Source organism: Nitrospirota bacterium, assembly GCA_023229435.1.
Taxonomy (GTDB): Bacteria; Nitrospirota; UBA9217; order UBA9217; family UBA9217; genus JALNZF01.
Map to the genome: position 1 here is coordinate 71603 of JALNZF010000004.1, position 12936 is coordinate 84538.

Below are 12936 nucleotides of genomic sequence, written 5' to 3' on the forward strand. Positions count from 1 at the left end.
AGCAAATAAGGAGGGTGATCAATATGGGGATATCCGTCAATATACCGGACAGAATGACTGAATACATCAAGGAACCCTATGATAATTCCGTGCAGGAGCTGCTTGCGGTCGAACTATACCGTGAGGGCCGGCTTACGCTGCGACAGGCGGCGGACATGCTGAATGTCGGCACTCAGGAAATGCTCGATGTGCTTTTAAGAAGAAAAAGCTATTTAAACTACGGACGGGAAGAGCTGAATGAAGACATCTCCTACGCTCGTAGTTAGCGACGCTGATGTACTCATCCACCTGGCAAAGCTTGGGAGACTTCCGCTTCTGCGGATGTTGTATGAACGTGTCTCGATTCCCGAATATGTACGACAGGAGATAATGTCCAAGGATGATCACGGGATAACCGAGGCGATTGGTTCCTATTTGATGGTTCATCCCGCTTCACAGGATAAGGCGACTGCGATTGCTTCGCAACACGGCATCCATATAGGAGAGGCGCACACCAAGGCGCTGGGTGAGTCGTTGAATGCCGAGTTGTTTTTATCCAACGAACGGAAAGTGAGAAAAGCGGCGATTGAGGAAGGTTTTCGGGTCGCCGGAACGATCGGCGTTATTTTGCGTGCCGCCCATATTCAGGCGATAACAATGTCCGAAGCGCTTTCCCTCCTTGAACTGATGCGGTCTGCGGATTTCAGAATCCATCCTGATTTAATTCAGGAAGCGATAAATAGCTTACGTGAATAAAAAGTTATTTTTATGATCTCGTTGCGTTGCGAACGGAAAAGGGGATCCACATACATACTCAGTTTTCCAGTGAAAGCATACTAAATCACATCCTGTACCTGTAAAGTTTCCTTCTCGTTTCGGCTATGAACTCCCTTTAACTGTTAAAATTGAATTCGAAGAATATTATCTCAAACATCGCTCATATTTATTTGGCCTGAAAATTCTCTTCATGACTTTTCCCAAGGTTATGAGCAGGGAAGGGGTGACGCACTGAGGGCAGCATGGGACATAGGGGACATAGGGCAGAGTGTTCAAAGTTTGTAGCTCTTAGTTGTGAGATTTGAATTGGACTGCGCAGGGCAGAGGGTAGAGCGTTTTGAGTTATGCGTTGGATTACGTGAGGAAGAGGGAGAAGGGAAAAGGGACGAGTACAACATCACCTCGCTCATAGTGTAGCATAGACGGCGTCCTCTTCCTTGATCCAGATCTTTTCGAATGATGCTTCAGATATCTGTTGATAGGCTTTTGTCAGTGACGCTTTTTCTTTTTTCGTCTCAAGAAAAAGAATAAAATCGTAAACTTCGACGAGAATATTTTCCGGAAGTCTGTCAACTTCATTTTTTATCATATCTTTGACTGTCATGGTCACTGCCTCCCGACCGGCGCTTCTTGTACAATTTTGAGTGGATATATCGAAAACCCTTGAACCCTTGTGTATAATATAGCATATCTGATGAATGAGGGAAAGCAGAAAGCAGAAAGCAGAAAGCAGAAAGCAGAAAGCAGAAAGCAGAAAGCATAGAGCATAGAGCAGAGGGCAAAGAGTACTGTACTTATCCTGTTTTGAGTTTTTAGTGATGAGTTCTTAGTTCAACGGCTGAGCATTGGGCAGGGAGCAAGTCTACGTGCACTGCAGGGGGGCTTTACGCAAACACCAATCGTCCTTTTGGTTCTGGAATTATTCTCCCCAAGTCCTTAGCCGTATCAATCCACTCCTGGATAATGACTTCCAGATTGGCAATAGCCTCCCCATACGTTGCACCGTCTGAAGCGCAACCCGGAAGCTCAGGCGCCTCGGCAATAAAGGCTTCATCGTCATTACTCCAATAGATAATCACTTCGTACTTAATCATGGACTTGATCTCCCAATTTATATTTTAGAACCACGTTCCGAATTTGTTTAACTTGATACGCCTTTGATTTTGATCCTTTTGGCTGCAAATTCAAAATCTCTTCAATTCCCATTTTAGAAAAAATGTGATGACTGCCGCGAATCCTTTCCTGAAAACCCAGAGTACGAAGCAATTGACGCATCTCATCAAAGGGGATATTAGCATCTGAAGTGCCGCACAATATTCGCTCTAAGAGTTTTTCTTTTTGCGTCACGCGTTTTCCCTCGTTACGTTGCTTGCAAAAAATAATACTTCAGAACGCGCGAATGGTCAAGCCTTATTTGTGGTGACAGTGTCAGTGAAATTGTTCCCCATAGCGCGGTGACGAATGCGGCATGGTCAGGCTTGACAATATCGTGTCTCAGAGATTGCAATGCATCCGACAATCGTCTACAATAAAAAGCAAGAACGGCATTGAATCCCTGATGAAAACAAGAACAAATACCTCGGAGGGAGATGTTTTAGACAGGGCATATTTATGAAACTATCCATCATTACCGTGGTGCTCAACAACGTTCAAACGATCGATGGTTGCATGCAGAGCGTTCTGGACCAGACATGTCCCGATGTTGAATATATCGTCATTGACGGCGGGTCGCGGGACGGGACCATTGATGTCATCAAGAAGCATAAAAGTCATATTACAAAATTCATCTCTGAGCCGGACAAGGGAATGTATGATGCCCTGAACAAGGGTGTCAGGATGGCCTCCGGCGAGATCATCGGTTTTCTCCATGCCGACGACCTTTACGCGAATAATAAAGTTCTTGAGACTGTCGCGCGCAGGATGGGATCGAATGGCATTGACTGTTGCTATGGGGACCTGGTGTATGTGCGTCGGGCAGATCCGGAAAAGATCGTCCGGCATTGGAAGTCCTGTCCTTTTCAGGACGGTCTGTTCCAGAAGGGCTGGATGCCGCCGCATCCGACTTTTTTCGTGAGAAGAAAAGCATACGAAGCCCACGGTGTCTTCGATACCCGTTTCACGATCTCCGCTGATTATGAACTGATGCTCAGGTTTTTTGAGAAGCACCGGATCTCTTCCGCATATATCCCGGAAGTCCTGGTGAAGATGCGGATGGGCGGGGCGAGCAACCGCAGTCTCAGGAATATGATGGTCAAGACCAAGGAGGACTATCGGGCGTGGAAGGTGAATTCCCTGCGCCGGAGATTTTATACGATCTTGCTCAAGAACCTATCAAAGGTGAGGCAGTTTTTTGGGGCAGGTTGAGAAGGGCAGGGGGCAGAGTTCGGGGTTCAGAATCTAACCTTGAACCGGGAACGTTGAACATTGAACGAAGGCAGAAGATGCGTTTGCATTCATTTCAGCTATTTGTTATACTCACATTGCGTTGACACCAAAACGAATAATTCACTAAAAGGAAATCATGCAGGAACAGACAGTACGGCAACCACCATCGCCCTCCATGGATTATCTGTGCATCATCGGGAAACGGAAAAAGCTGATCATCGGGCTGGTCGTTGTATCGGTTTGCGCAACGGCGGTCATTTCCTTGTTCATGACGAACATCTATCGGGCCTCCGCGGTCATTACCACGGTTTCGGAACGGGATTCTTCTTCCAGCGCTGCGATGCAAATGTTAAGCGCCAGCGGACTCGCAGGCATGGCGGATATCGCAGGCGTATCTTTTCCCGGAGGTCAAAAGCTGAACGTGCTGGAATCATACCTGAAATCCAATATTGTCAGGGAAAAGGTGATTGTAAAGAACGGGCTTCTTCCGGTCCTTTTCCCCCGTCGATGGGACGCGGAGAAAAAAGAATGGAAGCGGCAGTCGCCGGGATTCCTGAGGAGAACGCTCAATGTTTCCTCCCGTGTGGTCGCGACGCACGATGCTGCAGTGCAACAATCCGAAGAACAGCGAGGGCCGACGATCTCGGATGGGCTGAGGGTTTTGCAGGGAATGATCACCATTAAGAGTAATGTGAAGGCAAACACCCTGACAATAACCGTTGATGATCGTGACCCCCGGATGGCCTCGAACATGGTTGCCTGCCTGCTTGAGGCGCTTCAGGACCATTTGAGCGAAGAAAAGAAGAGAAGCGCGAACGAAAACAGGGATTATTTAAAAGGGCAATTAGTCAAGGCTGTTGATCCCTTAACGCGCCAAAAGATCTATTCTTTATTGTCCAAGCAGATCGAGACGGCGCTCATGGCCGAGGTGAAGGGGAACATTTTCACGGTTATCGATCCTCCGCGGGTCCCGGACCGGAAGGTAAGACCGAACCGGACGCGGCTGGTGATCAATGCCTTTATCCTGTCCCTGATCCTCGCGGTCTTTCTCGCGGTGTACCTCGAAAAGCGCGAGAAGTGAGGGGTTCTGAGTTCAAGGTTCAGGGTTCAAGGTTCAGGGTTCGGGGTTCAGGGTTCAGGGTTCGGGGTTCAGGGTTCGGGGTTCAGAATCTAACCTTTAACCTTGAACGTTGAACATTGAACCTTTTTCAACTTTTCCGCTTGTTCCATTCATGGAGGTAATAGAACAATGCCTCATTTTCCCGGGTGCTCTAAAAAAGCTGATGATATGCGCTCATTATCCAGGACCAACCGACGCCTGGTCTTGATCGCTGTCGGATGTTTCCTGTTGACCGCGGTTGCTCTTCTTATTCCGGTTGCCGCGCTCCATGCCCAGTCACAGGAAGGACTGGAGCGCCTCACGCCGGCACAGCGCCAGGCATTGCAGTCTGAAATATTGCGGAACAAGGGCGAACTGTCACCTGAGATGCTGGAAAAACTGCGGGCAGCGCAGGAGAAGCCCCAGACGCAGGAACAAACGCCTTCTGAGCCTCCCCGGCCCGGCGCGGAAGAGGTCCGTCAGTTGAACGTGAACAGGGCGGCAGCGGAGAAAGGGGAAAAGCAGTTCGAAGAGAAAACCTCCGAGGGTCAATTGAGGCGGTACGGGTTCGATTCTTTTTCCCTTTCGCGAAAAAGGATCCTGGTCCTTGAAGAAGCCATCAGCAAGGGCGAAATACCTTCAGCGGTCCAAAAGGACGCCCTGGCAGGGTTCGTCGGCCCTCTTGACATGGTTTCCGCTTCCCTGAACGCAAGCATCCCCGCTCAATACGCCATCAATCCCGGCGATCAGGTCACGGTATACTATTGGGGCGACCTTATCGAATTGATCAGCCTGAAACTGAAGATCGATGAAAACGGCGAAGTATCCATCCCCCAGGCCGGGCGGCTGGTCGTGCGGGGCATGTCGCTGGCGCAGTTTCAAAAGGCAATTCAGGACCAGCTCCAGCGGGTGTTCGGCAAGAACATCAATCTGATCGCCACGCTGGACAAACTGAGAAGCATGCAGATCTTCATCACCGGTGAGGCGTTCAGGCCCGGCAGTTATGCCGTCAGCTCCGTGACCACGCTGTTCAACGCGTTGTACGCATGCGGGGGCCCCAATGAGAGCGGCTCGCTCAGGGATATCAAGCTGGTCCGGAACAACAAGACCATGACCGTGGACTTTTACGATTTTCTCCTGAATGGGGACGGCCGTTCCGATCATCCCCTGCAGGCGGGTGATACCATCTTCATCACCCGGGCGGGAAAGCTGGTGTCCCTGGCAGGGGAGGTGGGTCGTCCCGCTGTCTACGAACTGAAAGAGAATGAAGGCCTCCGCGACCTGGTCGGAATGGCCAATGGCATCAAGCCCTCGGGTTTGACCAATAAGGTGCTGATTCAATCGGTCATCCCCCACCGGGAACGGATCGTTATCGATGTCGACATGAGCAGGAATGCTCTTGCGGCGGACCAGGCGCTCTTTGACCGGGATACGGTGCTGGTCGAGGCCATTCTTCCTGAAATAACGAACAGGGTCACCCTGACGGGCGATGTGAAGGTGCCCGGGACCTATGAATTAAAAAAGAACATGCGAATCGCTGATCTTTTTAACGAGGTCAATGAACCCCTGGGAGATGCGCTGCTCGAGAGGACCGTCGTTATCAGGCTCGACAGGGACCGAAGGACCACGACGGCCATCCCAATCAACCTGAAAAAGGCATTGCAAAAGGACCCGGACCATAACATCGAGCTCGCCTCCCTGGACCGGATCGTGGTGTATTCAAAATGGGACGTGAAATTCTATCCCGCGAAAATCGTTGAGATCCAGGGGTCGGTGCAGAGGCCGGGTTTCTATCAGCGTTCAGAGGGAATGAGGATACAGGACCTGCTCAGCATGGCCGGCGGCACCCTGCCGGGGAGCGTGAATGAGATAACGATCTCGAAGGCGAGATTTTATTCCGAGCCGAAGCTGTTCACGGTGAAGGCCGATCTTCTGGAAAAAGGCGACGAGTCCCAGAATGTCCTGCTCGATGACGAGGACATCGTGATGGTCCGGTCTGATTCAGGGTTCTTCCTCAGGCCCCAGTGGGTGGCGATCAACGGCGAAGTGAAATATCCCGGGAACTATCCCCTGATGGGCAAACAGTACCGGCTGAGCGGGCTCATTCAGCAGGCCGGCGGGTTGACAAAGGCGGCAAATCCCAAAGGGACGGTGTTCTTACGGAAGAGCGAGTTCCTGCCGTCGCCGGAACAGAAGGCCGATCTCCTGCGTGCCAATGATGTCTCCGATCTTCTGAATAAGATCGATTATCTGAGACAGTCGGCGCGCAACGCCCTTCTGCTCAGGTCCGAGGCTGCAAAGTCCGGGGCAGGAGAGACGCCGCTGGTGGTTGGGGCCGGCGGGATCCCCATAACGACGACCAACGCCTCCGCGAAGGAAGCCGTGGGCCTCGCCATGACGCCCACGATCGCGCAGTCCGCGGGCCAGGCCACGGGCAGCATTGTCAATGCCTTCACGCCCGGCAGCGGCGTCACCACGGGGGCGCGGACGCTGACGGACCGGCAATTGGCGCAGTCTACGAGAGTGGTCCTTAACCTGGAAAAGGGCATGCAAGGCGGCACGGGCAACCCCGACGACATCGTTCTTATGAACGGCGACACCATCACCGTTCCCTCCAGGCAGGAAACGGTCAGCGTCGTGGGAGCGGTGATGAGTCCCGTGACAACGCGCCTCGGCGGTCATAACAAGATCAGCGAGATCGTCAGCCTTGCGGGGGGATACGCAAAAGACGCGGACCAGGAGGGTGTATTGATCGTGCGGGTGGATGGTTCCATGGTGACTGCGGAGGATGACGGCCCGGTTGAAGAAGGCGATATCATTTATGTGCCCGCGAAGGTTTTGACCACGGAGATCGTTACCACAACGGACAAGATCATCAACGCGTTCAAATTTACCCTGGCCACGATCGCCAGTGTCGTCGTCTTTTTAGCGCTGATACATTAGGGGCGGGGTTCGGAGTGCGGAGTGCGGAGTTCAGGGTTCAGAATCTAACCTTGAACATTGAACATTTTTTTAAACCTCAGAACCGATAGCTGATCGTGCCGACATATCGTTCAGTGTTCTCCCAGTCCGTCTGGTCTTTCCTGAGGAACTGTACGCCCAGGCTGAGATTAAAATCAGGGGTCACGTATCGCAGACCCGGCATCACGTCCCAGGAGTTCTGTTCGAACAGGGTCTGAACGTCCTTTCTGGTCACCTGATGATATTCCACGATCGCCTGCAGGCGGCGGCTTTCAAATAACGGGACGAGCACTCCGGCGTTAAAAACGCCATATTGATCAACATAGGGGCTGGAGGTGGAATTCTCCAGTTTATCGATGAAAACGATCTGTCCCTCAAAGTAGACCCCGATGAGATAGCCTCCGCTCATTTCCTTCTCGGATGTTCCGATCAGCATCAGCCGGATCCCTTCATGTTTTACCGTCCTGAAACCTTTTCCCTCATCACCGGTCGGCAGAGTGCATGCCAACCCGAGTGCGATTGCCGGCATCGTATCACCCTGGGACGATAATCTCCACTTGAACAGGATATCGGTGTCTCCAACGCCGTCTTTGCGCGCGGCATTTGTATTAAGCCGGGCGCTGTCAAGCGTCGCCCGTATCCCGATCTCGATCCGGTCCGTGACGCCCGCGGTGACTGTCGCGATGCCCTGCGTGAGGCTGAAATCGGGCACATTGCTGTTCTCGGCAGAGACCGCGAGACCTGCGACAATGCTCCCCTTGCGTTGCGTGTAAGCCGAGTTGGTGATGACCAGTCCGGTCAATCCCTGGACATTCACCGGCCTGTTTACCACCCGGGACGGGTCATCGTCGAAGGTATATTCATTGCCGAAATCACCCGTCATGGCGGATGCGCAGTGACCACCCGTCATGACAATAAGAAAACCCAGTACGATCGCGATCACAGTCTTCATCAGATCGACCTCCGTTCAAAATGCAAGTTATGGGATGCTCACCAGCGCAACAGCCGTTTCCCGATGACCTCGCGCGCCGATAGATAAGCAGATTGATGTTTTTCCTGGCGCATGAAATGGACTTGAGTAAAAGTGTACTGAAGAATTACGGTTAAGTCAATGTTATGAAGATGTTTTTGTTTCTGGGCAGAGGCTTATCTCTTCCCGATACGACTTAGTAAGTATGAAAAACAGGTTCAGAGTTCATGGTTCAGAGTTTGGAGTTCGGTGCGCTGACTGATGAATGGGGCTTCTGCGGTTTCTGCATGATATAATACACATGATGAAGCAGGCGCTTCAATTCGTCTTGCTAGGTAACAGGCCTTATTATCGTAACGGCCCGAATTTTCAGGGGATATATCTTTATGCCATTCTGGCTCTTATCTTGCAATATTACCGTCAGTATTCGAGGGGAGATAGATGATGTTCTTTCATGCCGGGCAGGGAATGCGGCAGGATGTCCTTCGCGCCCAGCTCGAGGTATCGATGCTTCTGGACAAACCGGCCGCAGAAGAACGGAAGCGGAAATCGCAGGCGGCCATGAGCATCAGCTCCGTGTCGGTGATCGGGCGCTCTGAGGCTGAGGTGGGCGACACTGTAACAATAATTATCAATTTCACGGTGGATACCGCGATAACGCGCAATGTCGTTTATTCTGAGCTGAGGTGAGTCGGGAAAATGAACAAGACAATCCTGCGTTTATTTGTTGTCATCCTCTCTATGGCGTTGTTCGTTGTTTCAGCAGCTGCACAGCAAGAACGACCGGTTGCGAAAGACCAATCCCTGAGAAGAGGCGAAACGAGGGCAACGTTCGATCCGAACTTTTTTAAGGACGCACGAGTGAAGAGTGCATATCAGGCTGCGAGGGATGTCCCTTGGCTCCTGGACAGCATTAGGTGCTACTGTTTTTGTGAAGAGTCGTTTCATCATAAGAGCCTCCTGAGCTGCTATGTGGACGACCACGCGGCAGGGTGAGATATCTGTCTCGGGGAGGCCCTGAGGGCCTTCGAGCTTTACAAAAATGGATATTCGGTAAAAAAGATACGGGATACCATTGAAAAGGAATACAGAAGGTAGGGATGAATAAACGTCAGAGAGGAATCAATGAATAAAAGCCTGACGGGGAATGATGTGAAGATCGGTTTTTTGGTTCTCATCACGGTGAGTGCTGCGATCATTCACTTTGTCATTCCCACGGACCGGCATGATCTCCACATGGTCCATATTGTTCTCCGGAAACTCTATTTTCTCCCCCCCGTCATGGCGGCGGCCTGGTTCGGATTTAGAGGGAGTCTCTATACCACGCTCGCGGTCAGTTCGTTGTTTTCCCTCCATGCCTTTCTGGATTGGCCGGGGAATTATATGGAACAGGCAAACCAGGTGGGAGAACTCGCCAGCTTCTGGGTCGTGGGACTGATCGCCGGACGACTCTTTGAGCGCGAACAGTCGCTTCTCAGAGACCTTGCAAGTGCCAACGAGGAGACCCTTGTGGGCCTCGTTTCCGCTCTTGATCTGCGGGAGCGGAATACCCGGCTCCACTCACAGCGGGTGAAGGAGTACACTCTTCTTCTGGCCGACCGGTTCGGTGTCACTGAGGCAACGAAGAAAGCGATAGGACTCGGCGCTCTTCTACACGACGTAGGGAAGATTGCCGTGCCGGATCACATTCTTTTAAAACCTGAAGGACTTACAGAACAGGAATGGGATGTCATGCACACTCATCCCCTCGCCGGGTACGGCATCGTGAAGCCGATTGGTTTCCTCCATGAAGCAGCTGAGATCGTCCGCGCGCACCACGAGCGCTATGACGGGAGCGGATATCCGCAGGGGTTGAAGGGGGAAGAAATTCCTCTCGGGGCGAGACTCTTCTCAGTCGCTGATGTGTACGACGCTCTTACCTCTGCGCGTCCTTACCGTTCACCCGTCAGCCATGATGCGGCGCTCTCCGAAATCAGGGAAAAAAGCGGCGCCTATTTTGACCAGAGGGTCGTGGACGCCTTTGAAGCAATCGCACCTGAGTTATTGCAGGCAGTGAGGGAAAAATATCGAGACGATGAGTGAGAATGGAAGCGGGCCGGGGCTAAGAGATAACAAACAGGCAGACGAGAGGAATGGAAAATGAAAATATGCGTGTTCATGATAATCGCTATAAGCTCTGTATTCTTTTGTCTTCCCTATGGCAGCGCAGCTGCGGAAGAGATGAACGCCGCGCACAAACCGCACCAGCACCGGCACCTGGAATATGCAAAAATAAAGAATCCAATCGCAATGACGGAGCAATCCCTCGCCGAAGGCGGGAAGCGTTTCGAGAAGCATTGCATGGCTTGTCACGAAAAGACGGGGAAAGGGGGTATTGGTCCTGATCTAACAGGCACTGCGCTGAAGCATGGCAGCACCGACGGCGAAGTGTTTCATGTTATTACTGATGGCGTACAGGGCGCAGCTATGAAAGGATTTAGGGAAGAGCTGACGGAGGAGATGCGGTGGCATCTTGTTAATTACCTTGCCAGTTTGAGAAAAAACGAAATACATAAATAGTGTATGAAGAAAAGCGCAACATTTGATGTATATTTTCACACAAAAGGAGGAAACAAACATGAAAAAGGTTCTCGCAGCAACAGCAGTGGTAATTGGTTTAACGGCAGCGACGGCATTTGCCCAGATGGGCGGGATGGGAGGAGGCCAGGGGCAACAAGGTCAGCAGGGGGGGATGATGGGTAACCAGCAGTCCTCGCAGATGATGGGCAGTCAGATGATGAATCAGCAGATGATGCGCGACATGTCGGGAATGATGAACCAGATGCAGGGCATGATGCAGAAGATGTCCGGGACCATGGAGCAGAAGCAGGGTATGGACCATTCCAAGATGCAGGACATGTCGAAAGTGATGAATGATATGTCCGTTACCATGAAAGAGATGTCCGAGCATATGGGCAAGGGAACCATGGACCCCGCCACGATGAAGACAATGCAGGAGCGGATGAAAACTATGAACCATATGATGGATACTATGCAGAAGGGGAATAAATAACATGAAGCAGTGTGTGATTGGTAATCTTTCTATAGACGCAACAAACATGGGCTTTCAAAAGATGGATTGGAATATAAGTCCGCGTTTGCGCCGCCGCATTCGATACTTGGCCTTTCACGCACTGCTTATGGTTTTGTTAAGCGCAATCGTGGCCCCGTCGGCTGTTTCGGCTGATACTGGCCGCGGCTATCTCGACCTCGGCGGTGGTTACAAAACAGGTGATTTCGGCACCCCGACGACATCCAGCTTGTATTATCTCTCTTCGACCATCGGATATGTTGCGCCGAGATACGATGTCGGCGTTACCGTGCCGTATCTGTTTCTCACGAACAAGAACGCCGGCCAAAGCCAGACCGATAGCGGCGCGGGGGACATCATTTTGCGCGGCGGCGCGGTGTTCATTCCTGAAGGTCCGGGCGGTTTTTCTCTCAATGGGACGCTGGCGGTTAAACTGCCGAGTGCGGACGAAACCAAAAGTCTGGGTACCGGTGAAACCGATTACGGCGCATTCCTGGGTTTGCATCAACGGATCGAGGACTTCAAGCTTTCACTCACGGGAGGGTACATAAAAATCGGCGACCCTGCTGCCATCAACTACAACGATGTCCATCTCTATGGGGTTGGAGTATCGAGAGCATTCGGCAGAACGGACATCGCTGCTTCGCTTGACGGCCGAAGATCGACGGTCCCCGGCGTGCAGAATCCCCAGGAGGTCAGTGTCGGATTTTTTCATGTCCTGAACGCGGACCACGCGATCAAGGGAAGCGCCTTTAAAGGCCTGAACAACGGCGGTCCGGACTTCGGTGTGGATTTCGGCATCGTAAGATGGTTTTAGCTTAACCCTCCTCATCATAATCATACCCCTGCCGGGGAAACTCATTTTGTGCTATAGTTGACTGTATGAAATACTACAATTCATTGAGCAGACGCTACAGTATTTTGAGTGTGTTTATAGGTCGTTCCCGCAATCACCTTATTTTTCAATAAATAGCCGGGACCTCCTTTTGGCCTGTTCATTGCATCACTATCGTGCAAGGAGGTTAAAAATGAACAATCAAAAAGGCGAGGTTGTAACAGGGGTGATGGTCGTAATAATGCTGGGGATGATGTTTTTCGGCCATTTTTTTATGGGCAGTGGTCACGGTGACCGCCATGATCAAGAGAACGTTGAGCACAGTCAGGAAGATTCCGCAAAGGGACATCATCACATGCATTAGGGCCATAACGTTGTTGAGCGAGCTCCCGTGTCCGCAACGGAGGAAAATAAATGACGGTATTAACCATTAGAAAAAGAGGAGGTAGCTAATATGAAAGAGTTTGTTGTAATTGGATTGGCCCTGCTTCTCGCAGCAGGGACCGCGTATGCAAAGGGCTACGAAGTGCAGAAGAAAGCGGGCGAATATGATGTTACCGTTACCTTTGACAGGAACCCGCCTACAGCCAGCGATAATGCCGTAGGTATCACGATCAAAGACGCGGCAGGTCATGTTGTCAAAGATGCGGTGGTCAAAATAGAGTACTCCATGCCGGCGATGCCGGGAATGCCCCCCATGAGCTACAAGGCGGAGGCAGTTCTAAAAGGCGACGAGTATAAGGCCACGCTGGGCCTTTCCATGTCCGGATCGTGGAATCTCGCGGTTAAAATCACCCGGGCTGGAAAAACATCGACGATGAAATTAACCGTGGACGCGAAGTAGTTTGAGCCAAATGTGG

Annotated in this window: 16 protein-coding genes; 12 read left to right on the forward strand and 4 right to left on the reverse strand. The window is 51.5% G+C overall.

What is annotated here, in order from left to right; all coding sequences use genetic code 11:
- Positions 1–23: 23 nt before the first annotated feature.
- The gene (locus M0R70_04455) at positions 24–266 is read left to right on the forward strand and encodes a UPF0175 family protein (protein MCK9418616.1); all 243 of its coding nucleotides are present in this window, start codon (positions 24–26) and stop codon (positions 264–266) included.
- 103 nt (positions 267–369) lie between these two features.
- Positions 370–735 carry a DUF3368 domain-containing protein gene (locus M0R70_04460; GenBank protein MCK9418617.1) on the forward strand — a complete coding sequence of 122 codons (366 nt, stop codon included), beginning with the start codon at positions 370–372 and terminating at the stop codon, positions 733–735.
- A 427-nt stretch (positions 736–1162) separates the two neighbouring features.
- On the opposite strand, the gene M0R70_04465 is transcribed toward M0R70_04460, so the two are convergent.
- The 3 genes from M0R70_04465 to M0R70_04475 form a co-directional block, all read right to left on the reverse strand.
- Positions 1163–1360, reverse strand: a complete 198-nt coding sequence (locus M0R70_04465) for a toxin-antitoxin system, antitoxin component, Xre family protein (GenBank protein MCK9418618.1) — start codon at positions 1358–1360, stop codon at positions 1163–1165.
- A gap of 280 nt (positions 1361–1640) precedes the next feature.
- Positions 1641–1850, reverse strand: a complete 210-nt coding sequence (locus M0R70_04470; protein ID MCK9418619.1) for a type II toxin-antitoxin system HicB family antitoxin — start codon at positions 1848–1850, stop codon at positions 1641–1643.
- Complete coding sequence (locus tag M0R70_04475; GenBank protein ID MCK9418620.1) at positions 1843–2103, reverse strand: type II toxin-antitoxin system HicA family toxin; 261 nt, start codon at positions 2101–2103, stop codon at positions 1843–1845. The genes M0R70_04470 and M0R70_04475 overlap by 8 nt, the downstream gene beginning before the upstream one ends.
- Positions 2104–2367: 264 nt before the next feature.
- Between M0R70_04475 and M0R70_04480 the strand changes: the two genes are divergently transcribed.
- From M0R70_04480 to M0R70_04490, 3 genes are all read left to right on the forward strand, one after another.
- The gene (locus M0R70_04480) at positions 2368–3120 is read left to right on the forward strand and encodes a glycosyltransferase (GenBank protein MCK9418621.1); all 753 of its coding nucleotides are present in this window, start codon (positions 2368–2370) and stop codon (positions 3118–3120) included.
- Positions 3121–3277: 157 nt separating this feature from the next.
- Positions 3278–4222 carry a Wzz/FepE/Etk N-terminal domain-containing protein gene (locus tag M0R70_04485; GenBank protein MCK9418622.1) on the forward strand — a complete coding sequence of 315 codons (945 nt, stop codon included), beginning with the start codon at positions 3278–3280 and terminating at the stop codon, positions 4220–4222.
- Between the two features lie 207 nt (positions 4223–4429).
- The gene (locus tag M0R70_04490; GenBank protein ID MCK9418623.1) at positions 4430–7183 is read left to right on the forward strand and encodes an SLBB domain-containing protein; all 2754 of its coding nucleotides are present in this window, start codon (positions 4430–4432) and stop codon (positions 7181–7183) included.
- A 76-nt stretch (positions 7184–7259) separates the two neighbouring features.
- On the opposite strand, the gene M0R70_04495 is transcribed toward M0R70_04490, so the two are convergent.
- Positions 7260–8153, reverse strand: coding sequence for a hypothetical protein (locus tag M0R70_04495; protein ID MCK9418624.1), 894 nt, complete (start codon positions 8151–8153; stop codon positions 7260–7262).
- A gap of 459 nt (positions 8154–8612) precedes the next feature.
- On the opposite strand from M0R70_04495, the gene M0R70_04500 reads away from it, so the two are divergent.
- The 7 genes from M0R70_04500 (at position 8613) to M0R70_04530 (ending at position 12920) form a co-directional block, all read left to right on the forward strand.
- Positions 8613–8861, forward strand: a complete 249-nt coding sequence (locus M0R70_04500) for a hypothetical protein (GenBank protein MCK9418625.1) — start codon at positions 8613–8615, stop codon at positions 8859–8861.
- Between the two features lie 435 nt (positions 8862–9296).
- Positions 9297–10253, forward strand: coding sequence for an HD domain-containing protein (locus M0R70_04505; protein MCK9418626.1), 957 nt, complete (start codon positions 9297–9299; stop codon positions 10251–10253).
- A 57-nt stretch (positions 10254–10310) separates the two neighbouring features.
- Positions 10311–10730, forward strand: a complete 420-nt coding sequence (locus tag M0R70_04510; GenBank protein ID MCK9418627.1) for a c-type cytochrome — start codon at positions 10311–10313, stop codon at positions 10728–10730.
- 58 nt (positions 10731–10788) lie between these two features.
- Positions 10789–11223 (forward strand): hypothetical protein, encoded by a 435-nt coding sequence (locus M0R70_04515; GenBank protein MCK9418628.1) that lies wholly within the window; start codon positions 10789–10791, stop codon positions 11221–11223.
- Positions 11224–11350: 127 nt separating this feature from the next.
- Entirely contained in the window at positions 11351–12058 is a 708-nt protein-coding gene (locus M0R70_04520; protein ID MCK9418629.1) for a transporter, read from the forward strand.
- Between the two features lie 211 nt (positions 12059–12269).
- A complete protein-coding gene (locus M0R70_04525) occupies positions 12270–12440 on the forward strand; it encodes a hypothetical protein (GenBank protein MCK9418630.1) in 171 nt (56 codons plus the stop codon).
- Positions 12441–12530: 90 nt separating this feature from the next.
- Positions 12531–12920 carry a FixH family protein gene (locus M0R70_04530; GenBank protein ID MCK9418631.1) on the forward strand — a complete coding sequence of 130 codons (390 nt, stop codon included), beginning with the start codon at positions 12531–12533 and terminating at the stop codon, positions 12918–12920.
- The last annotated feature ends 16 nt before the right edge of the window (positions 12921–12936 follow it).

Excerpts from the sequence above, each read along its gene's own strand:
- M0R70_04455 (MCK9418616.1), top strand. The coding sequence starts at position 24 with ATGGGGATATCCGTCAATATACCGGACAGAATGACTGAATACATCAAG.
- M0R70_04460 (MCK9418617.1), top strand. The coding sequence starts at position 370 with ATGTCCAAGGATGATCACGGGATAACCGAGGCGATTGGTTCCTATTTG.
- M0R70_04465 (MCK9418618.1), bottom strand. The coding sequence starts at position 1,360 with ATGACAGTCAAAGATATGATAAAAAATGAAGTTGACAGACTTCCGGAA.
- M0R70_04470 (MCK9418619.1), bottom strand. The coding sequence starts at position 1,850 with ATGATTAAGTACGAAGTGATTATCTATTGGAGTAATGACGATGAAGCC.
- M0R70_04480 (MCK9418621.1), top strand. The coding sequence starts at position 2,368 with ATGAAACTATCCATCATTACCGTGGTGCTCAACAACGTTCAAACGATC.
- M0R70_04485 (MCK9418622.1), top strand. The coding sequence starts at position 3,278 with ATGCAGGAACAGACAGTACGGCAACCACCATCGCCCTCCATGGATTAT.
- M0R70_04490 (MCK9418623.1), top strand. The coding sequence starts at position 4,430 with ATGCGCTCATTATCCAGGACCAACCGACGCCTGGTCTTGATCGCTGTC.
- M0R70_04495 (MCK9418624.1), bottom strand. The coding sequence starts at position 8,153 with ATGAAGACTGTGATCGCGATCGTACTGGGTTTTCTTATTGTCATGACG.
- M0R70_04500 (MCK9418625.1), top strand. The coding sequence starts at position 8,613 with ATGATGTTCTTTCATGCCGGGCAGGGAATGCGGCAGGATGTCCTTCGC.
- M0R70_04505 (MCK9418626.1), top strand. The coding sequence starts at position 9,297 with ATGAATAAAAGCCTGACGGGGAATGATGTGAAGATCGGTTTTTTGGTT.
- M0R70_04510 (MCK9418627.1), top strand. The coding sequence starts at position 10,311 with ATGAAAATATGCGTGTTCATGATAATCGCTATAAGCTCTGTATTCTTT.
- M0R70_04515 (MCK9418628.1), top strand. The coding sequence starts at position 10,789 with ATGAAAAAGGTTCTCGCAGCAACAGCAGTGGTAATTGGTTTAACGGCA.
- M0R70_04520 (MCK9418629.1), top strand. The coding sequence starts at position 11,351 with ATGGTTTTGTTAAGCGCAATCGTGGCCCCGTCGGCTGTTTCGGCTGAT.
- M0R70_04525 (MCK9418630.1), top strand. The coding sequence starts at position 12,270 with ATGAACAATCAAAAAGGCGAGGTTGTAACAGGGGTGATGGTCGTAATA.
- M0R70_04530 (MCK9418631.1), top strand. The coding sequence starts at position 12,531 with ATGAAAGAGTTTGTTGTAATTGGATTGGCCCTGCTTCTCGCAGCAGGG.